We start from the raw sequence: 17768 nt of genomic DNA on the forward strand, positions 1-17768 counted from the left end.
GTCAGCAGGTCCCCTCGGAGTCGGCACTAGCAACGACACTCAATGATGTTGAGGTGGTGTTGAATTCAGAGGGATCTCGGGAGAACCGGGTAGCGGTGTGGCCGACGGCCAGCGGCAGCGCCGGAATCGTGTTCTCGGTGGCGCGTTCGAGCATCGAGGCGATCTTGTTGACCGAGACGACATCGAGGTCCAGCGCCATCGAACAGGCCTGCTCGACGCGTTGCGCGCCGTATCGGCGCACCAGGCCCTGGAGTCGGTAGACGGTGCGCATCCGCGTCCATGGCAGCGGATCGTCGAGGATGCGTTCGGCGTAGATCCCGACGTTGGGGCCGTGCGCGGCGCAGGTGGCGATCAGTGTCGTCAAGTCCCGCATCGCGTAAACGGCCTTGTGTTCGGGCAGATCGGCGCGGTCGGTGCTGCGGCCACCTGCAGACTGGCGGGGATGGACTTTGACCAGCACACCGCGGTGATAGAACTTCACCAGCTCACTATCGGCGCGCACGTCCAACGCGGTGCCGATCCACTGCTCGGGCAGCGAGTAGAGGGCTTTGGCGACTTCGGCGTGGAAGTCGCGGTGCACCTTTACGGTCTTGAACATCGGCACGTCGTAAGCGCCCGGCACCGGAAGCAGTAGGGCCTGTTCTTCGGTGGTGAACACCTCCACTGGCCGTGCACACGTGCTGCCGTGGATACGGGTCCCGGCAGTACGAAGACACCACGCGGTGACAGCCTGCTGTGCCTGCTCAATACTGGTGAATGTTTCACCGTCCCAGAAGTTTCGGCGCACGTACTGCACCGCACGTTCCACCCGCGGTTTGTCTTTCGGGGAACGCACCCGGGCCGGGTCGGTAAGGAACCCGACATGGCCGGCGTAGTCGAGCCAGCCCGCGGTGAATCGGGGGTTGACCGCATCAGCAGCGGCGATCACCGGCTTGAGGTTGTCTGGGATCAGCACCGTGAACACCCCGCCAAAGAACTCCCACGCCGCCTGGCAGCCGGCGATCACCGCCGCCAGGGTCTGTGAGTAGGACAGCCACACGAACATGTGCCGGGAGTAGACGGCAGTGAAGATCAACGCGTGCACCTTGCGACGCCGCCCATCGGTGGCGTCGGTCAGCATCCCCAGGTAGCCGAAATCGATCTGGCATTCCACCCCGGGATCCCCGTCAGCGACCCGCACCGTGGTGTCCTTGCGGCCGAAACCGCAACGCTCACCGGCGAATCGGTTCAACGTTCGATACGGCACCACGCACCCCTGACGGGCCAGCAACGTCTGGATCTTGGTGATCGTCAACGGCCGCGCCTGACCATCGCCGGCCACCCACGCGGTGATCTGGTCCTCAAACCCCAGCAGCTGTTCCCACGCTGCGCCGTGGCCATCGGGGCGTACTGGGCGCACCGCGTCGGCGACAGCCCCGATCAACCCGTCATCGACAGCCTCGACGCCGTCGCTACGGCGCAGACCAGCCGCTTGCGCGGCCTCGACGTAGCGGCGCACCGTTTTGCGGTCCACGCCGCAATGCGCGGCGATCGTGCGGTACCCCGGTGCCGGTAGCCCCGCGACCCCCAGCCACACCCGCAGCACTTCCCTGATCTCGTTCACACTGACCTCCCGAAAAGCCATGCCCGCCGCCTCCGTGACTTGGACCATCACGGCGATCAAACGAACAGATGAAGAGACCACCGACGCGACGCGCCGGTGGTCCCATAACTGGCAATCCAGGTGGTCCCATCACCCTGGCAAAATCAGCTCACACTGGTCCCATCCTCCTGGCAGACGACAGGGCTCAAGCGCCCGAATCGGCGGTGCAGGGTTGGGCCAGGAACCACCTATGGTGATCGTGGCCGGCGGCGAGCATGTCCATCGGTGGACCAGTGAATGATGGGCCAGGTGAATTCTGAGCATCGTGACGTTCCCGGACGATCGGGAGGATCACGCGGCGATGTCCGGTTCTATTTCACGCTCGCAGCTGTGATCACCGGGGCGGTGTTTTCCGTCCTGTTCGGATTGGTTGTCGCGTCAGCAGGTAACTACATTGCGTTCAAGTACTTTCTGCTGTTCGCGCTGATATTGGCTCTCATCGCTGCCTTCCCGGTCGCGGCCCGATACGTCCGTGTGGATCTGGCGGGAGCGATCCGGACGGTGGAGTGCGATGGTGTTCCGGGCACAGAGATCCGATATTCGGCGTGGCAGTTCAGGATCGCCGTCGCATTGATGGGATGTTGCGGACTATTTACAGGTTCGGCTGCTGTCGAGATTTTCATCTACCAGGATGAAGGTTTTCCTGGCGCTGCGGTCATCTCGGGTGCACTGTGCATCGTCTTCGCGTCCTTTGTCGCCGCCGTAGCGTTGGGGCGGATCCGCCGCGGTGGTGTCACGTTGTCGAGTAAGGGAATTGCGCAGCGTGGATGGAGCTTCGAGTCACAGCTGAGCTGGTCGGCAGTCGTGGGCGTCCAGCTGGCGTTCATCGGGTATGCCGGGCTGCCGGCGGTCCTGGTGGGTGGCTATGCCAATGCCGCCTGGGACCGTCGGTACACGACTCGCTTCTGGCGCGATCGGCTTCCGGAAATACCGATGATTCAACTCGACTGCCGGCAGTTCGATGTCGATCCCCACGTTCTGTACGGCTACATTTCGGCCTATGTCGATAACCCGGCATTGCGGGGGGAACTTGGGTTTGAAGCGGCTCTCGCTAGGGCTCGGCTGTCACGCCCTTGCGGTTGATGCTGTGTTTTCCTTTGTCCTGCATTCGTTTTCGCCAGGCTTTATGGCCTGGGCGACATCACCTCTTCGACGGTGAATCCGTTGACGGTCATGGTGGGAGCGATCCGCTTGGCCAGGGCCAACGCGTCGTCAAGGCTGTGCCGGTATCGGCGCAGCCACGACGTGGTGCGGCTGCTTGGCGTGGGTTCGGCGTCAGCGTTGCCCTTGGCGTCGTAGCAGTAGCCGGAGTTGACCACGGCCCAGCGATCCGCGTTGGCATCACGTAGCTCAACCCGCAGGGTGAGAGCAGTGGCTTCGACCCGGTCGGCAGGCACGCACGACACTTCGTAAGCGACCACTGTGACTGTCGGTTCCATTGCGTTCAGTGTTCCTGTTCTGTTTGGTTTTGCGGTGGAGGCGGTTTCGGTGCGCGGTCAGTAACCGGGGAGACGGGTGCGCCATGGGCTCAGTTCGGTCAGCCACCACCAGTCCGTTTGGTGGGCCGACCAGACTTCATGGAATTCGGAGAGGCCGCGACCAGTCGTCAGGTCGACATTGAATTGGTCGGCGATGAAGCGCCACAGCGCCGCGATTGACGCGGTGGGGTCGTAGATGTCGGTTGAGGTGCCCTCGGGGCGATACTGATCGAAGATCCACGGTGTCAGCTGTGCCAGGCCGCGAGCTGTGGCGTAGGGGCGGCCATCGGACATGATGCCGGCGTTGTCGGGGCCGAAGAGCTTTCTCGGACCCCGCCATGAGGAATCGATCGCACAGGCGTTTCGGTTCCATGCCGACTCGTGGGCGATGATCTGGTCGTTGATGGTGCTGAAGGCTTCGATTCGGTCGTCTGCAACGCCCGCCGCGATCAGCCCTGCGCGGGTAGTTGCGTCTCTTTCAGCTGGTGGAATTTGAGGCATGGTTGGCGACCCCTTCGTTTGTGGCATCGATACTGCCGGTTGTTGACTGTTGATGGGCGGCTGTGCGGTCTGATGAGCGCTCCGCGGAGATGAAATTGGTCCACCAATCGATGCCACCGTTCACTGTCAGCTGCCCGTCCCAGAGTTCGGGGTTGGCTCGTGCGAGGCCCTGGTGTCGATAGCCCAGGGCTCCCCAGGTGACGAGGTCGCCGAGTTGGACGTCTTCACGGTCTGCTACATGCGTCGTTGGTCCCGGCGGCGAGGTTGGTTCATCCGTCATGTTCTGGTGCACCCCCCGGGCAATTAATTGGCTTGCTCAATTAGCCTAGTTTCGTCCCGGCTTATTTGCAAGCTAGTTTATTGCGGATCCGGACCCTCATTGCCGTCCACTGCGGCGCCGGGCGCACGCATACCGGCGGCGCACCCTTGGAGCTCCATCAACACTCCCCTAGACTCGCACACATGTTCGAGCAGTGGTCGGATATCCCGGGGTACCCGACGCTGTTTCGTGTCGATCGCGAGGTGCGGGTGGACACCAGCCGGCTTTTCCCTGGCAGCGGCGCCCGACAAGACGAGCTGCCGCTGTGGCTCAAGAGTGGTGGCCTGCGGTTGGAATCTTGGGCTCCGGCCAGGCAGGTGGCATGGCTACGGCGCGCCGACGGCAGTTGGCTGGCGGTGCTCTTACTTGAGGCAGGCAGCACGAATCAACAGTCGACGGTCACGATGCAGCTCTGGGTAGCTCCGGAGTTCATCACCACGGATCTAAGTTGCGGAGCCTCAGCCAACCAGAGGCCAGGTCGCCGCGGGCGTTCCGCGGCCCCATCGCCGCCCTGAGGGAATTGCCATCAGGGCAGGTGGTCAGGCGGCTGCGTGGCGTGAGGAGGGGACCATTCAGCGCCTGGAGCCGAGGGTGGGCCGGGCCACGGGGCGCTGGGCTGCGGCGGCCAGGGGTACTGGCCCTGCCCGCCAACATCGGGGAGAGGCGGATAGGCAACGGCTTCGGCGACTTGGTGTTCACTGCCGGTCTGGTACTGCCATGGCGCGACGGACTGTTGCAGCGGAGGTTGGGCGGCAGGATAGGGGGCGGGGTAGCCGTATCCGGGCGCCGGCGGGCCGGGCCACGAGCCACCAGGCTGCTGCGGCGGCAGGTACTGGCCTTGCCAACCCGCGTTGGGGATCGGGTACCCGACTGGTGGCGGGTATGTCCATGCAGCGCCCGGGTGCTGCTGCTGTGCTTGCCAGTACCCGTTGTACGGGGGCTGTTGCGGCGGCATCTGTCGTTTCCTGCTGCTTCTTACGATCAGCCAGACAACCAGCCCGATGACAGCGCCAAAGATGAGCAGGCGACCCAGGATGACGCCGATCACGACGCCGGGCCGATCCGCGGCCAGCTCTTGGGCGAGCTGCAGTGTGGACATAGGACCTCCTAGCGATGGTTCAAGCGTCTATCGGTCTCTGACACTTGCTGACACGGGGTGTCGCTGGTGTCGGGGATCGGTTGTGCAGAGGTGCTCGCCGCCGTGATGACGGTTGGCTGGTCTCTGTCCCACACGGACGCTGTGCGTGCAGGAATGTTCGGATGGCGCTTACTGCAGGCCAGTGCGGTCGGGGTGGTGTGTCGGGTTCGTTTGTGCCGCCGCTGCCTGGGGGTGGCGGTAGTTTTCCGCCGAGTTTTGCATACTGGCTGGTGTTCGACTAAGGCGACTCGTTTCGGTTTGCCTTTGGGCCGTTTGACTTTCGTCTTTGCTAGCAGGACACGTTTGGCGATGTTCTGCCCGGCGATCTGGTCTCGGTTCGCGCCGCGGATACCGCACGTATCGCAGGTCGCGGTGTGGTATCCACCGGGCCGGGCCAGTTCCTGATCGCAGCCCGGGCAGTTCGCGGAGGTGCCACGGGGTGGACACATCACCACTTCCAGGCCAGTCTTGGCGGCGGTGTGCTCCAGCGCGGCGATCGCACGCCGGCGGGCGGATTGGGCGGCGCGGTTGTTGTTCACCCGGCCATGTCCGCGAGTTTCGAGGTCACGCAGATCCTCCACTGCGATCACCCCTGCCCCCGACACCGTGGCCATCGAGGTCATGGTCGCCGCGAAGTCGAACGCCATGTCGCGGTTGATCCGCGCTCTTTTGGCCCCCACTGCGCGGCGGTTGTCGTGCAGGACGGCGAGTTTCGTGGTCAATCGGGCCTGCAGGGGCTCGGGTGCGTTAGCGGCGAGGTTGGTAAGCCGAGCGATCTTGCCGGTCAGCGCCTGCCCCTCGGCCTGTAGCCGGGCCAGCCGCACACCCAGACCTCGATCGTCATACACGTAGGTTCGGGCGTCGGTGAGCAGCTGTCCGTCACGCTCGATGACCATCGTGGCCGCACCCAGGGAAGCTGGCGACCAGTCGATCCCCAGAGCAGCTGTCGCGGCGGCTGTGGCCGGTTCCGGGACGAGTTCGGTGATCGTAAACCGCAACAACGGTTTTCCCCGCTGCATACTCATGGTGGGCAGGTGCCAGCAGAGGATGTCACGCTGTTTCAGATGCGGTGGGGTCGGGCACCACAACCGACACCACGACCAATCACCGCGCCCCGCCGGTTCCGGCCTGTTGGGCAATTTGATGCGTAGCCATATCCCCGCTGGATTCGAGTCGCCCAGCGCGGCCAGCTGGCGATCGACCGCGCCGAGCCGCGCGACTCGCGCCACCGCGGGTGGGTCCTGAATCTCGACGATCGAGGTAACAGGTTCACCACCGACGCGGCGGAGCTGGCGATGCAAGTTCCGCAGAAACGCCGCACTCACGTGCGGGGTCTGCTCCTGGCCGAGACGCTGGCGATCCAGCCGGCCCTGCTCATCGAGGGCAGCGAGCACCGCAGGGATCAGCGCGTCGCGAAACGCCATCGTCTTGAGGATCGACACCACGTTGGCTTGGGCCAGGCGCACCACCCGGGAGGGCACATACACCCCCACTGGCGGTGTCGGGACCCAGCCCAGCCGCGCGGCGACTACCGCCGCGGTTGAGGGGAGCTCGCGGCCCATGCTGTCGACCCCGGCATGCAGCGCTGCGAAAGCCTCGGGCCGCCAGCATGACTGCATCAACTCGACGCTCATCTGGTGCACGAGGTCCAGCAGCCAGCCGACCCGGGTATCGGCGTCGACGATCTCGCCGGTGGCTTCCTCGATCGCCGTGGCAATCCGCAGCGGCACAGCTGACTGGATCACCATTTCATTGCTCGCTGAGCCGGCGGGCAGCTGCATCGAGCAGGCGCTGTTGATTCAGCCGAGACCGCAACTGATAGAAACGGCCGGAGAACGACGCCAACAAGGCCATGAAGTCGTCCATGAGCTCCTCCAGAAGGTACTCGTCCCCACGCTCGTGCAGGGCTTCGACGCTAACCACTGGGAATCGATGTCTGGGGGCGGCCCGTTACGGCCACTCGGTGTCGCGAGTCGAAGGCCAGGAGATATCTGGGCGGCCGGCGCCCCGGACGGCGGCCTGCTCGTGTAGCCACGCGGCACCGTACAGGTCGGACAGGTCAGGCAGGGCGGCGTCCGCCAGCGCCGGAGCACTGGCCTGGATCCGGCTGGTGAGTTCGCTGAGTGTCTCGCTGTGAATCTGTTCGACCTGTTCGAGTTCCAAGCGGTGAAGGTAGAGGGCTGCCACGCGGTCGATAAGCGCCGCCTCGACCGCGGCGATCGCAGCCCATCGCTCCTGAGCCGCCCGCGAAGGTTCGTTGTCGTTTCGCTGGTCGGCTCTGCGTTCCATTTCAGCTACCGCCCAGGCGATTTCATGGAGCTCATCATTGAGGTTGAGCGAAACAGATGACGACAACGACTCAGCCGGCATGTTGAGTCGCCAGTACTGCCCACGGATGTCATCAGCGATGCGTTCGGCGGCGACCAGGATCGCGCGCCGGCGGCCGACACGCTGCTTGAGCGGCGTCAGGACAACGAAGCCGTCCGCCGTCCTCTGCGCGGGCCGCAAGCTGGATTCGGTGGTCGGCACATCGACATCGTCGTCCGGTTCGACAATGACGGGCTGGCCCGTGACAGTGGGGTGCTCCCGGTCGGCAGCTCGTTGGTATGCGAGGTATTCCTGAGGCCGGCTTCTAGCTGTGATCACGGTGCCACTGGGCGTCCAGGGCAGGTATTCGATCGCGTCGGTATCCCACCGTCGGCCGCTTCGGTTGGCGTAGGCCCTGATGATGGGATTGAGCCCAACAGCGAGCGCCACCGGCATCCCGAAGACGATTAACGCCATCACGAGCAGATACAGCGGGCCCGCGCCAGACGGGGCCACCCCGAGTGCGATCGCTGCGACGAACGGAAACCCCAACAGGACCCCCGGATGAGCCAGCGGGTGAGACCGAGCGGCCACGGGATCCGAAAAGCGGGCACGCGGGCAGGAGGCTGCACCGGTAATTCCCCCCGCTCAATGAGTTGCTGCACCTCGCGCAGGGAGCGGGGTCCGAGCTTGTCCGGGTGGACGCGGGGATACCCGTTGGGCGGCGACTGCCAGCCGGTGTACGCGATGTTCTCGATCATCTGACGCACGGCGTGGCGGGCCGCGTCGAAATCGCTCGATCCCGGCGCAGCATTTGCCGAACTGCGGTCACTGGTCATCGTTGCCTCGACTCTATGCGGGTGGGGTGACATCCCGGAAGCATGCTGTGGGTCACTGGCCAGTTCCGGCCTGCTGACGGTTCCATTGCCGCCGCGCGTTGAGCGAGGCCACCAGTGCCCAGAACCACACGAGGATGGCCACCGCGACGACGATGGATAGGAACATCGACTGACCCACCTTCTCGACAAGGTGCGGGAATTGGTTGGGAGCGGGTTCCCCCGCCACCACACTGGCGGCGAAGAGATTCGAGCTGATCGCGATGAGCAGAGCCGCGGTGAACGGGGCGATGAGCACCCCTGACAGCCCCCGGGGTTCGACCACGAAGCGACCGTCAGCCCTTCGGCTGCCATTTGCCTTGCTCAGCGCGAGGATCGACGAGAACATCACAATGACGATGGCCGCCCAGAATCCGAACAAACTGACAAAGCCGACAAAGCTGGACATTACGGGTCCCCCCTGTTGAGCACTACTTCCGACTACATTATCGTATCTTACGATACATGTAGTTCACGCTACACACAAGGCGCCCTCAGTGGATCGCTCACCGCCCCCACACCCGGGTTCGACACCCGCGCCGCCGTTACAGACAGCCCGCTCCAACACGAGCAGGCGGGCGGCACACCGGGGCACTGCTATTCACCCAGCACAAGGGGCGTTTCCGCCGCTGATTGCAGCAGGCGCGGCCCTCTACGGCCCGGGTTTCAGCGGCCGCCTGCCCCTGTGCGCTTGCGAGCCGGCTTCTCGGGAGCCGCCGCTCGCTTCGGGGCAGCCTTCTTGGCGGCAGCGGCAGACTTACGGGCCGGCGGCGCAGGAACCTCGACGATTCGATAGACCGTCGAGCGGGCAATCCCTGTGACGGTGTGAATGCGGTTGATGTTGACGCCCGCACGGTGGGCTTTGCGAACGATGTCGTCCCGTTTCGCGTTCAGATGGTCGATTCCCTGCTTCCATTCAGTCAGCTCGACCTCAGCCTGATCCGCAGTCAACTTTGCCATGTAGCGAATACTACATGTCAGGCGTGATACAGCGAAGTTGTCGGCTCAAATCCGTGTCTTCCTGCACAGCACTGGCTTGAGCGCAACGCCCGGGCTTCTATCGCCAGCAAACTCATTCATCACAGGTGTCATAGCCGGGCCAGCGATCCCCGATGTGTCCCCGTCGCTGGTGGCGATGTGCGTGGAATGCCGCTGCGGCACGTCCCAGGGGATTCCTGGGGCGTGCCGCAGAACGCTTCTCACGACAGGTCGCCGTAGTTTTCGTCTACCGATCGGCAGTCACTTCAGTGGCGGGCTCCTGATCGGCACCCTCCCCCTGCGCCGCCACCGTGGCGGATTCGGCAATCACTTCCTGCGCAGACTCGCTGATAGCAAGAATGTAGCGGTGGTGGAGGTTGTCGACCTCGCGACGAATAGCCCGGACGGGCTCCTTGTTGTCGAGCATCTCCAGGATCGTCACGACATCATCAACGGTGAGCCTCGCGATCGGCTTCACCTTCTTATTGCGTTCGAGCACCTCGGTGGCGATCGACAACAGGTAGTGCTTACGGCCGGCTTCGGTGTCGGGCCATCCGCCGGGAACCGCAATCTTGGCCCCCTCGGCCAGCGGTTGCGTCTCGTCGGTGTCGTCGGGGCGCGAGCTCGTGGCGTCGAGCAGGGCGAGCGTGGGAATCACGATGGAGACGTCGACCATGATCGGCCACATCCACGACTGCATTTCGTTCGCTCCCAGGATGATCGACAAGTCCCGGAGTGCGAACAGTGAGATGACGAACGCGATGGCCGCGGCTCCAAAGGTCAGCAGCACGACAGCACCCAGCACGAACCAATCGAGCAGTTCATAGCCACCGGCCCTGCGGCGGTTCTTGATGCGCAAGGCCAATACGTGGGTGCTACCCAGAAGGAAGATGGGCGGGGCCGCCGCCCAGATCGCAGCGAGGATCCTCAGATGGTCCGTTGCGACGATCAGGGCGTGAATGACGTTGCCGCCGACTGAAACGGTGGTGGCAAGCAACAGCCAGTATGCGTAGAAGGTGGCGGCCTCGTCGCTGGGATTGGCGCCGCCTTTGCCTCGTCGCCACGGGAGTTTCAGCAGTTTGCGGCGCGCCTCCGGAGCGGCCGCTGGTGCAGATTCTGCGGCGTTCGCCGGTGCCGGCAGCTGCTGGGATACCGGCGACGCGAGGACGGCGGGGACATTCCCATTGCGGGTGGGCTTCGCCTCGATGTGGCTGTGGTCGAGGGTGGTGGTCATTGTTCTGACTGGCTTCCTTCAGACGGGGCGGGCATGGTCGCTGGGGCGGAAACACGTTGTCGCACAGCGCTTATCGTGTACATCGGTCGCACTTTGTTGACTTTGATATTAACAGCCGCTATTGGTCGAACTGGACTATGCCGGTCGGCGACTTTTGTGACGATTGGGGAAATTGCGGCTTCAAGCCGCCTTGACGGACGTTCCCTGGTTGGCTGCTCATTGCTCGGGTTGCCGCACGGACAACAGGGGCGACATGTTCGGTCCAGCCGCGCTATCTCACCGCCGCCAGGGGGCCCCGCCGTCGAGATGGGCATCCATGACGTCACGGAATGCGGCCCAGCGAGCCGTGTCCTCGTCGTACTTCTGTCGCAGCGCCTCGGCCCGTGGCACCCTTCCGAGTACGCGGGCCTCGGCAAGGTCGTCGGGGCAGGCCGGATGCGGCCGGCCTGCGGCCACCCAGAGGTCGTGTTCGCCGGAACTACCTTGCGGGTTCTCGAAGAAGCCGATCACCTCTTCCGGACAGGTGAAGATGTCGAGGGCGACCAGGATGCGGGCCGTTTCAACGACCCGGGCGTGGTCGTCCCACCACTGAACATTCGCTGAGCTGGCAGCGTCGTTACGAGGCATGCGCTTCGCCTTCCTGAGAGTTTTCGCTTCTGTGCGTGTGGATTTCCGTGCACACCGATTGAATTTGCAGGTTGACGAACTGCGCAAACGGTTAGCTGGTATGCGGGGTTATCAGTTGACCTCCGGTTGCGTCGCGTGCCGGAGGGGCTGCTCGCAAGGTGCTTCGCTAGTCATTCGTCGCTTTCTTGCGCCATCCGGTCTCATGTTCGGAACGTATCGTACACTACATGTTCCGTTCGCTACACTTGCGACCCAGTCCGGCAGGGTTCGTGTCGGCGCGCCGCCCACGGCGCTGGAGCTGCGGCGATGGCAGTACCCCGCCGCCGGCGTCCACCCCGTTCGCAATCGGGCCGCGGCGCAGGTGGGGCGTCAGCCGTACGGACTATACGCCAACCCAGTTGGCCTATCCCTATTGCATTGCCAACCCCATTGGCATACCGTGAAGGCATGAACACAGCCGCGGGCAACACCCCCACTGCTGCACCAGCGGACAATGCAGTGGCTGCACCGCAGCCCGTCGAACACCCCACGGAGACAACACCGCTCACGTTCAAGAGGCAGCCGGTGAAGGGGCTCGGCGTCTACTGGGGCTACAGCGATGACCACGCTTACCGCATCATGCGCGACGAGAAGCGCAAGGGCGGCTACCACTGGCTACTCGATGCCCGCGCCTTGACAGAGACAGCCGGGGTCAAGCACTCACTGGGGCAACCGATCATCGGCCAGACGCTCTGCGACAGCTTCGCCGAAGCCAAGCGCGTTGCCGCAAAGGCCGTCGAACTGCTGTCCCGACACCCATCCTGGGACGTCCGGCAGGCCCTGACGAAGGGGCACACGGCCGTGATCGACGAAGACATCGCCGAGATCAAGGCCAGCCGCGAGTATCAGCGAGCGATCGCAGCGGCAGACCGGAAGGATCAACGATGAGCGGGCGTAATCGGGTCAGGGCCAGCCATGTGCATACTCCTGCCGGGGCCGCCAGATGCCGCTCCTGCCGGCCCCGTCCGGAGCGGGACGGCATCCGGAACAGCCGGGCGGCCATGAGCGGGGCGTGGCCGAAGGCGACGCTGTTGGCGAGGTATGCGCTGACCTTCCGCAGAATTGTGGTGCCGCGGGTGGCATTTGTGTCAGTGGCGGCAGGTAACGTCGTGTTTGGCCCTTTACTCCCCCTCGAAAGGGCGACGTGCCCTGCGCCTTTCGGCGTGGGGCACGTCTTCTTTCTCCGAAGAGTCCCCGCCATTCCACGTCAGGGTTTGTCTGGCATTCCAAACGGGTTGATCCACACAGGAGGTATTCGATGAGCGTTCCAGCGGGCTGGTATCCCGATCCCCTCAACGAGGGCGTACAGCGCTTTTGGGACGGTGAGCAGTGGTCGGCCGCGACCGCCGTCGTTGCGGCTCCTGTCACCATCGGTGTGCCGGTTGCCGCTGTCGCCGCGGCTCCCGTTGCCGCTCGTCGCACGTTCGTTGACCGTCATCCGGTGATGGCGGCGTTCGGCATGATCTGGGTTGCCATCGTTGCGATGCAGTGGTGGTGGCTGGCGCCGACGTTGCTGATTGGCGCTGGTGCCGTGTGGGCATACCGCTGGGCACAGCGACGGTCAGCCACGCTGGCGGCTGACGCGGAGTACGAGAATCTGCTTCATCTACGCGGGGATTCACGCGGGACGTACGGGAAGTTTCCGCCTGCACAGGCAGATTGACACAGCGTGCTCGGCGGGAAGCCCCCTCGGGGCTGTGGCCGTCTCATCACAGATCCGACCAGCTCCGACATAGCGCCCGCAGTGACAGGCCAGCTTCACCACGTGGCCGCCCCAGGTAGATCGGGCCGGGCCGACGTTACCAAGGTGGTGTGACAGCACGCCGAGCCAGAGGCTGCAGGTCAACTGCGAGTAGCTACGTGTTTGCGCCTGGTTCCGGCAGTTCCATGATGAGCGCGAGGCTGGATTGCTCTCCGAGTTGCGAGGCGTCTTCGGAAATGGAGAGTCTGCGACCCACCGCTCCGGCGATCGCGATGAACGCGACGATTTCGCAGTTGTAACCCTTCTCAATGCGGTTGACGAGTTGGCGTGAGAATCCGGCCTTTGCGCCGACGTCGGCCTGCGTGAGGCCGGCTTGCTTGCGGGCGAAGCGCAGTTCGGCGCCGAGCTGGGCGAGGGCGCCGTTGCCGGCGGAATCGCCTTGGGCCGGCTTCGTGTCGTTGTCGTCGTCGGGCATTGGGATCTTGCTTTCGGTCATGTCGGCCGCGGATCGGCCGTTGGGCGAGGGTTGGAGTGTGGCCCTTGGCGCCTCGCTGCAAGCGGCGTGGCAACCATGACGGCAGGGGCAACACTCAACCCTTGATGTCACCGTACTCTGACATATCGCGGTCTTGACCGGTCTCGCCACGATTTTCTCGTGTCGCTGGCGACGGAAATCGCCGCTGCACGCGGTACTAAATGGATAGAAGCAGCAAACCCGCATTCTGGGGAGTCGGATCTCTATGTTCAGCCTCGCCGGGTGCGCAGACCCAAGAACATGCCGCGAGGTGCTCCGTGACAACCAGCCGTGCAGGTGCCCGACGTTCGCCCAATGTGGCACGTCAGAGAGCTTTGCGGCGTCTTGACGAGCTGCAGCGCGGCCTGGACTCTCCGTTCGAAGCGCTGGCCGATCTGTACCACGATCAAGGTTGGCGACACATCAACGATTCCCGCGGTCGTCCGTATGAGAAGTTCACCGCGTTCGTTCAGGATCAGTTGAGCTGTGGGGCCTCGAACGCGCGTCGATACCGGCAGGCCGTTGTCAGCCTCGTCCTACCGCTGCGGGAGCTGACAGCTCCGGGTACCCCGATCCCGGTTACTTCGGCTGATGTCGCCCGACTGGGCGTCGCTGGCGCGCGCTCGGTGGTCACCCAGGCTCGCGTGGCGTTGCGTGGAGTCCCACGTCGAAGTCAGGTCGCTGTCCTGCGCGGCCTGCTTGATGCGGCTGAGGGCGCCAGACGGTGCGCGGTTGACGATGGCGCCGCGCAGACTGCCCCGCAGCAGGGCGCTGACGGCGCTTGCGGGGCGGATACTGCCGAGCTGGACGGAGCTGCCGACCCGGCGGTTGCCGCCCTGGCCGTCGCCACTGCCGAGCGTTTGACTCAGGCCCAGGAATGCCTGCGGGACGCCCCTAGAACCGCCGGTCGGGGCGAGCAGCTGCAGTTGTTTGCCGCCGACTGATCATTCGACGAGTTTGGCGGGTACGCAACTTACCGTTGTAGCGTAGCGAACATGTATCTTGTGATACATGCCTGACGTTGAGTCGACGAGCTTCGAAGCCAGCCTCGTCGAATGGAAAAAGCAGAACGACGAGCACATCCGCCGTCGCGATCCCCTTGTGCGCGCATCTCATTCAGCCGGCATCAAGGTGAATCGCATCCACACCCTCACTGGGGTTGCGCGGTCGACGATCTACCGAATCATTGATGCGGACCCCGCGGGCGCACACACGTCGCAGAACCAGCCTCCCCGGCGTCCCGCCTAGTTGTGGTGTTCCACCACGTTGGTTACACGCCAGTGCCATACTCGCAGTGCCATCGCACCGGATTGCGTTTGACCATGCAGACACAGAGAAAGTTGACAAGATGGCAGAGGCGCGCTTCGACGGCGGCACTGATGACATTAAACGGTGGAGACTCGGTGATTCGCTGACCGTCGTCGTTCCGAGTGACCGGGTCCGCGACTTCGTTGAGATTCTGTCTAACGGTGAGCATTCAAGTCTTTGTCATGTGATGTCTGCCAACGGGATCATGATCAACTTCCGTCCCGAAAAGGACTGGAGCCTTGAAGCCCAGACCGGGGCGGGGTGGATCCAGCTTGTATTCGATCGCGAGGACGATCCCTCCGACTGCCACGTCCTCGCGCGGAATATCACTCGCACGCAGGCCCGTGAGATGGCAGGTGGTCTCGCGCAGCCGGCGTCCGTGCCAGTGCCGATGATGATGAACTATCTCGATGACGGCATAGAAGCGATCGCCGAAGTTCCCGTGTATTTCACTGCCGCCGGCCGGTTCAAAGATGTCGAATCGTCAAGAGTTAGCAGTTCGGATTAGGCAAAGCGGCCGTTGGAACCGCCATTCGATGGAATAGCACACCTAGTCCGACACCGCCCTGACTCCCGCGCGCTGAGCAAGCCGTTCGGCGCCGACTGAGATGTACAGGCAGTTGGACTCATTGACTGTGGCCTCGGCGCCGAACGGCTGTGCCGCGAGCCGCGCCACGGTTGCATCGACAGAGCTGACGAAATGCTCAGGCCATCGGGCAGATCGAACGGCTAGTACAGGTGACTCTCCACTGGTCAATCCGACTGCGATATTCAGGTGCCGCCCCGTTGCGACCGCTGGCATTCCAGGAGTCTTCCCAGCAGGGGTGTCCCTATGTGGGTTGAACGGCAACATTTCCCATGGCGAGTCGCCGAATCGGCAGCACAGTATCCCGTTGTGCCGTGCGTCAACCCAGGCAAAGTTTGCGGCAGCGGTTTGGAACTCCGCGATCTGTTGAGGTGTCGGGGCAAGGTAGTCGACGATGAGAATGCACCCGTCTGTGGTCAAGACCAACTCTTGGCCCGGCCAGCGTCGGATGCCCGAGTCGTAGACCTCACCGACACGGAGTCTCTCACCGTTCAGGTTCTGCTGCGCCACTTTTGGTCGCCGTGGCATCTCATCACTGCGCGGCGTTGAACGCTTCGATCACGTCGGCCGGTAGGCGGCCGCGGGTTGAAACGTTGTGTCCGTTGGCGTTCGCCCATTCGCGTACCGCCTTGCGTTGCGCGGGAGTCAGCGCCCCTGCGTCTAAGGCTTTGCTTCGGGCAGTTTTGCGGCCGGCCCGGCCGCGCGTGGGCTTGGCGCGTCCGGTACGTGTCTTGACCGTGCTCGTAGGCGCTTCGCTCACCGACCCATTCGCTGATCGCTGCTGGGCCCGTACCGCCGCCTCGATGTACTTGGCCATGTCCTGGTCCATCTGGGCGGCATTGCTGGGGCGGAGCTGGAGTGTGTAATCCTTACCTCGGTAGGAGAATTCGATGTCATGAATCTCGTTGTCAGCGAGTTTCTGCTCGTCGAAGTCGTCAATGTAGCTCGTGGTAACTACCTTCGCCATTCTCTCTATTCCTGGTCGGCGGTCGTGGTCCCGGCAAGAGTACCGGTTGCAGATTGTGGCGGCGGCTCAAGCAGGTGTTTCAGCGCAGCTCCGGTATCTGTTCAGGACGAACTCCTCTACGCGGATCAACTGCCGTCGCGAAGGATGGGCTGCAATGCCGATAGCGGAATGCGCGGCCGTGCGGCCGCCATTGTCCGGCGTGGGCAGGAGCCGGAGCGGGCCGCGGGCATGACGAGCACAAGGCCAGGCCCGTCGAGGTACCACGCTCGGTAGTCGTCGGTGTCTGTGCGGGTTCGAAGCGGCTGATGTCGATGTGTTGCTGCACTGCGTTTTCCACGTAGGGGCGAGCCAGCGGCGGAAGGGCGGTCAGCGGGTTGGTGCCGGCGCAGAACAAGTCCGCGAGCATAACCGACATATTGCGCCGGAGATCGAAGGTGAAGGATCTCATCGTTGGGATACGAGTCCATCATCCGCGCGGGAGAATCTCGCGGAGAATTCACGCAGGTATTAATTGCGGCTCACGCCGCTCGATTGCGACGTGAGTTGGCTCTACATCCGCCAGGAGCCGAAGGTGTTCCCGAGGAACGCCTGAATGGATGTCATTGGGGTGCAGATGATGACGGTGGGGTCCTCTTTCGACTCGGCGATCACGGTGCCGACGAGGTGGACTCCGTGCTCTTCTTTGGTGTCGAGTCGCTGATAGATGGGTGCCCCGCTGTCACCGTGGTCTGCTGCCATCCTGACGGTGAAGCGGTCGTCTTCGGATGCCAGCACTGTCCCGCATGTTTCCTGGGTCGTTGCACCGTATTTGCACACGGTGGTGCCAGGTTTCGGGACCCACGTCGACAACAGGGGCTCGCCGGACTGCAGAACTTTGGAGCCGCGGATGCCCGAGTTGAGTCGGATGGCGATGAGGTCGAGGTCTCGGTTGGAGATTTCGGGGATGAAGTCACCGAGTCGCTGATTGCCCAGGTGCACGGCGGTGGACGTGCCGGGCTTGTAGCAGTGGGATGCGGTGTAGGCCAGGGTGGGTGTCCGGGGATCAGTGAAGCTGACGGTGCAGAAGCTGGTTGCTCCCTCGATCATGAAGCCGGCGGTGACCTGCATCGCAGCGGCGTTGGCTGGGGCCACGCCGGTGAATAGTGCGCTGGCGGCGAGCGCAGCCGCGGTCAGCGTTGTGGTCAGCAGTCTTCGCATGGTGGATGGGTCCTAGTATCGGAGGGTTTCGCGGCGGAGGGTTTCGTACTCTTCGGGCGTGGGCACGTCGGGCACCAGTTCGAAGGTGGCGCGGCTGACGTGTTCATCGGTTTCGGCCGCCACGGCGATCATCTGCTCACGCATGGACAGCTTTCCGCGCAGGGAAGCGACCTTGGCCACCGATAGGATTTCCTGCGCCAGAGCTCGTTCGGTCATCTTCTTTGTGCTGTCTGCCAGGTATAGGCCGCGGAAGGCGCCTCCGTGGCCGGCGGATACGCCGATGCTCTGTCGCTGGTTGAAGACCTTGTATACCCGGTCTTCGAAGGGCACATCGTCTTGCTTGGGGCTTGTCATCG

The 17768-nt window shown here is 63.7% G+C and carries 22 protein-coding genes; 7 read left to right on the plus strand and 15 right to left on the minus strand.

Features of this window, described 5'->3' with window-relative positions; genetic code table 11:
- Window position 1: 1 nt before the first annotated feature.
- The gene (gene istA, locus ACNQVK_RS01920; RefSeq protein ID WP_055111511.1) at window positions 2-1624 is read right to left on the minus strand and encodes an IS21 family transposase; all 1623 of its coding nucleotides are present in this window, start codon (window positions 1622-1624) and stop codon (window positions 2-4) included.
- A 255-nt stretch (window positions 1625-1879) separates the two neighbouring features.
- Between istA and ACNQVK_RS01925 the strand changes: the two genes are divergently transcribed.
- Entirely contained in the window at window positions 1880-2725 is an 846-nt protein-coding gene (locus ACNQVK_RS01925; RefSeq protein ID WP_418028391.1) for a hypothetical protein, read from the plus strand.
- A 41-nt stretch (window positions 2726-2766) separates the two neighbouring features.
- Here ACNQVK_RS01925 and ACNQVK_RS01930 read toward each other — a convergent pair whose 3' ends face one another.
- Both ACNQVK_RS01930 and ACNQVK_RS01935 read right to left on the minus strand, forming a co-directional pair.
- Window positions 2767-3081 carry a hypothetical protein gene (locus ACNQVK_RS01930; protein ID WP_418028392.1) on the minus strand — a complete coding sequence of 105 codons (315 nt, stop codon included), beginning with the start codon at window positions 3079-3081 and terminating at the stop codon, window positions 2767-2769.
- Between the two features lie 57 nt (window positions 3082-3138).
- Window positions 3139-3738, minus strand: coding sequence for a hypothetical protein (locus ACNQVK_RS01935; protein ID WP_418028393.1), 600 nt, complete (start codon window positions 3736-3738; stop codon window positions 3139-3141).
- A 345-nt stretch (window positions 3739-4083) separates the two neighbouring features.
- On the opposite strand from ACNQVK_RS01935, the gene ACNQVK_RS01940 reads away from it, so the two are divergent.
- The gene (locus ACNQVK_RS01940) at window positions 4084-4455 is read left to right on the plus strand and encodes a hypothetical protein (protein ID WP_418028395.1); all 372 of its coding nucleotides are present in this window, start codon (window positions 4084-4086) and stop codon (window positions 4453-4455) included.
- Window positions 4456-4466: 11 nt separating this feature from the next.
- Here the strand turns inward: ACNQVK_RS01940 and ACNQVK_RS01945 are convergent, their stop codons facing one another.
- From ACNQVK_RS01945 to ACNQVK_RS01980, 8 genes are all read right to left on the minus strand, one after another.
- Entirely contained in the window at window positions 4467-5039 is a 573-nt protein-coding gene (locus ACNQVK_RS01945; RefSeq protein WP_418028396.1) for a hypothetical protein, read from the minus strand.
- Between the two features lie 8 nt (window positions 5040-5047).
- Window positions 5048-6826 (minus strand): zinc ribbon domain-containing protein, encoded by a 1779-nt coding sequence (locus ACNQVK_RS01950; protein WP_418028397.1) that lies wholly within the window; start codon window positions 6824-6826, stop codon window positions 5048-5050.
- 1 nt (window position 6827) lies between these two features.
- The gene (locus ACNQVK_RS01955; protein ID WP_418028398.1) at window positions 6828-7001 is read right to left on the minus strand and encodes a hypothetical protein; all 174 of its coding nucleotides are present in this window, start codon (window positions 6999-7001) and stop codon (window positions 6828-6830) included.
- Between the two features lie 27 nt (window positions 7002-7028).
- Window positions 7029-7979 (minus strand): hypothetical protein, encoded by a 951-nt coding sequence (locus tag ACNQVK_RS01960; RefSeq protein WP_418028399.1) that lies wholly within the window; start codon window positions 7977-7979, stop codon window positions 7029-7031.
- A gap of 297 nt (window positions 7980-8276) precedes the next feature.
- Window positions 8277-8669 carry a hypothetical protein gene (locus tag ACNQVK_RS01965; protein ID WP_418028400.1) on the minus strand — a complete coding sequence of 131 codons (393 nt, stop codon included), beginning with the start codon at window positions 8667-8669 and terminating at the stop codon, window positions 8277-8279.
- Window positions 8670-8926: 257 nt separating this feature from the next.
- Entirely contained in the window at window positions 8927-9220 is a 294-nt protein-coding gene (locus ACNQVK_RS01970; protein WP_418028401.1) for a hypothetical protein, read from the minus strand.
- A 265-nt stretch (window positions 9221-9485) separates the two neighbouring features.
- Window positions 9486-10472 carry a DUF2637 domain-containing protein gene (locus ACNQVK_RS01975; RefSeq protein ID WP_418028402.1) on the minus strand — a complete coding sequence of 329 codons (987 nt, stop codon included), beginning with the start codon at window positions 10470-10472 and terminating at the stop codon, window positions 9486-9488.
- Between the two features lie 276 nt (window positions 10473-10748).
- Window positions 10749-11099 (minus strand): hypothetical protein, encoded by a 351-nt coding sequence (locus ACNQVK_RS01980; RefSeq protein ID WP_418028403.1) that lies wholly within the window; start codon window positions 11097-11099, stop codon window positions 10749-10751.
- Between the two features lie 447 nt (window positions 11100-11546).
- Here ACNQVK_RS01980 and ACNQVK_RS01985 point away from each other — a divergent pair, with 447 nt between their 5' ends.
- Window positions 11547-12026 (plus strand): hypothetical protein, encoded by a 480-nt coding sequence (locus ACNQVK_RS01985; RefSeq protein WP_418028404.1) that lies wholly within the window; start codon window positions 11547-11549, stop codon window positions 12024-12026.
- Window positions 12027-12396: 370 nt separating this feature from the next.
- On the plus strand, window positions 12397-12801 hold the full coding sequence (locus tag ACNQVK_RS01990; protein WP_418028405.1) for a DUF2510 domain-containing protein: 405 nt from the start codon (window positions 12397-12399) through the stop codon (window positions 12799-12801).
- Between the two features lie 193 nt (window positions 12802-12994).
- Here ACNQVK_RS01990 and ACNQVK_RS01995 read toward each other — a convergent pair whose 3' ends face one another.
- Window positions 12995-13336 carry a helix-turn-helix transcriptional regulator gene (locus tag ACNQVK_RS01995; protein WP_418028406.1) on the minus strand — a complete coding sequence of 114 codons (342 nt, stop codon included), beginning with the start codon at window positions 13334-13336 and terminating at the stop codon, window positions 12995-12997.
- Window positions 13337-13632: 296 nt separating this feature from the next.
- Here ACNQVK_RS01995 and ACNQVK_RS02000 point away from each other — a divergent pair, with 296 nt between their 5' ends.
- The 3 genes from ACNQVK_RS02000 (at window position 13633) to ACNQVK_RS02010 (ending at window position 15170) form a co-directional block, all read left to right on the plus strand.
- Window positions 13633-14298 (plus strand): hypothetical protein, encoded by a 666-nt coding sequence (locus tag ACNQVK_RS02000; RefSeq protein ID WP_418028407.1) that lies wholly within the window; start codon window positions 13633-13635, stop codon window positions 14296-14298.
- A 67-nt stretch (window positions 14299-14365) separates the two neighbouring features.
- On the plus strand, window positions 14366-14602 hold the full coding sequence (locus ACNQVK_RS02005; RefSeq protein WP_418028408.1) for a hypothetical protein: 237 nt from the start codon (window positions 14366-14368) through the stop codon (window positions 14600-14602).
- A gap of 100 nt (window positions 14603-14702) precedes the next feature.
- Entirely contained in the window at window positions 14703-15170 is a 468-nt protein-coding gene (locus ACNQVK_RS02010; protein WP_418028409.1) for a hypothetical protein, read from the plus strand.
- 610 nt (window positions 15171-15780) lie between these two features.
- Here ACNQVK_RS02010 and ACNQVK_RS02015 read toward each other — a convergent pair.
- The 3 genes from ACNQVK_RS02015 to ACNQVK_RS02025 form a co-directional block, all read right to left on the minus strand.
- Window positions 15781-16215, minus strand: a complete 435-nt coding sequence (locus ACNQVK_RS02015; RefSeq protein WP_418028410.1) for a histone-like nucleoid-structuring protein Lsr2 — start codon at window positions 16213-16215, stop codon at window positions 15781-15783.
- Window positions 16216-16764: 549 nt separating this feature from the next.
- Complete coding sequence (locus ACNQVK_RS02020) at window positions 16765-17412, minus strand: hypothetical protein (RefSeq protein ID WP_418028411.1); 648 nt, start codon at window positions 17410-17412, stop codon at window positions 16765-16767.
- A 12-nt stretch (window positions 17413-17424) separates the two neighbouring features.
- On the minus strand, window positions 17425-17766 hold the full coding sequence (locus ACNQVK_RS02025; protein WP_418028412.1) for a hypothetical protein: 342 nt from the start codon (window positions 17764-17766) through the stop codon (window positions 17425-17427).
- Between the last annotated feature and the right edge of the window lie 2 nt (window positions 17767-17768).

Source organism: Mycobacterium sp. 134, assembly GCF_048282715.1.
GTDB classification, from domain to species: Bacteria; Actinomycetota; Actinomycetes; order Mycobacteriales; family Mycobacteriaceae; genus Mycobacterium; species Mycobacterium septicum.

What these genes read in the sequence shown, in the direction of transcription:
- istA (WP_055111511.1), bottom strand. Translation starts at nt 1,624, where the DNA reads ATGGCTTTTCGGGAGGTCAGTGTGAACGAGATCAGGGAAGTGCTGCGG.
- ACNQVK_RS01925 (WP_418028391.1), top strand. Translation starts at nt 1,880, where the DNA reads ATGATGGGCCAGGTGAATTCTGAGCATCGTGACGTTCCCGGACGATCG.
- ACNQVK_RS01930 (WP_418028392.1), bottom strand. Translation starts at nt 3,081, where the DNA reads ATGGAACCGACAGTCACAGTGGTCGCTTACGAAGTGTCGTGCGTGCCT.
- ACNQVK_RS01940 (WP_418028395.1), top strand. Translation starts at nt 4,084, where the DNA reads ATGTTCGAGCAGTGGTCGGATATCCCGGGGTACCCGACGCTGTTTCGT.
- ACNQVK_RS01945 (WP_418028396.1), bottom strand. Translation starts at nt 5,039, where the DNA reads ATGTCCACACTGCAGCTCGCCCAAGAGCTGGCCGCGGATCGGCCCGGC.
- ACNQVK_RS01950 (WP_418028397.1), bottom strand. Translation starts at nt 6,826, where the DNA reads ATGGTGATCCAGTCAGCTGTGCCGCTGCGGATTGCCACGGCGATCGAG.
- ACNQVK_RS01965 (WP_418028400.1), bottom strand. Translation starts at nt 8,669, where the DNA reads ATGTCCAGCTTTGTCGGCTTTGTCAGTTTGTTCGGATTCTGGGCGGCC.
- ACNQVK_RS01970 (WP_418028401.1), bottom strand. Translation starts at nt 9,220, where the DNA reads ATGGCAAAGTTGACTGCGGATCAGGCTGAGGTCGAGCTGACTGAATGG.
- ACNQVK_RS01975 (WP_418028402.1), bottom strand. Translation starts at nt 10,472, where the DNA reads ATGACCACCACCCTCGACCACAGCCACATCGAGGCGAAGCCCACCCGC.
- ACNQVK_RS01980 (WP_418028403.1), bottom strand. Translation starts at nt 11,099, where the DNA reads ATGCCTCGTAACGACGCTGCCAGCTCAGCGAATGTTCAGTGGTGGGAC.
- ACNQVK_RS01985 (WP_418028404.1), top strand. Translation starts at nt 11,547, where the DNA reads ATGAACACAGCCGCGGGCAACACCCCCACTGCTGCACCAGCGGACAAT.
- ACNQVK_RS01990 (WP_418028405.1), top strand. Translation starts at nt 12,397, where the DNA reads ATGAGCGTTCCAGCGGGCTGGTATCCCGATCCCCTCAACGAGGGCGTA.
- ACNQVK_RS01995 (WP_418028406.1), bottom strand. Translation starts at nt 13,336, where the DNA reads ATGACCGAAAGCAAGATCCCAATGCCCGACGACGACAACGACACGAAG.
- ACNQVK_RS02005 (WP_418028408.1), top strand. Translation starts at nt 14,366, where the DNA reads ATGCCTGACGTTGAGTCGACGAGCTTCGAAGCCAGCCTCGTCGAATGG.
- ACNQVK_RS02010 (WP_418028409.1), top strand. Translation starts at nt 14,703, where the DNA reads ATGGCAGAGGCGCGCTTCGACGGCGGCACTGATGACATTAAACGGTGG.
- ACNQVK_RS02015 (WP_418028410.1), bottom strand. Translation starts at nt 16,215, where the DNA reads ATGGCGAAGGTAGTTACCACGAGCTACATTGACGACTTCGACGAGCAG.
- ACNQVK_RS02020 (WP_418028411.1), bottom strand. Translation starts at nt 17,412, where the DNA reads ATGCGAAGACTGCTGACCACAACGCTGACCGCGGCTGCGCTCGCCGCC.
- ACNQVK_RS02025 (WP_418028412.1), bottom strand. Translation starts at nt 17,766, where the DNA reads ATGACAAGCCCCAAGCAAGACGATGTGCCCTTCGAAGACCGGGTATAC.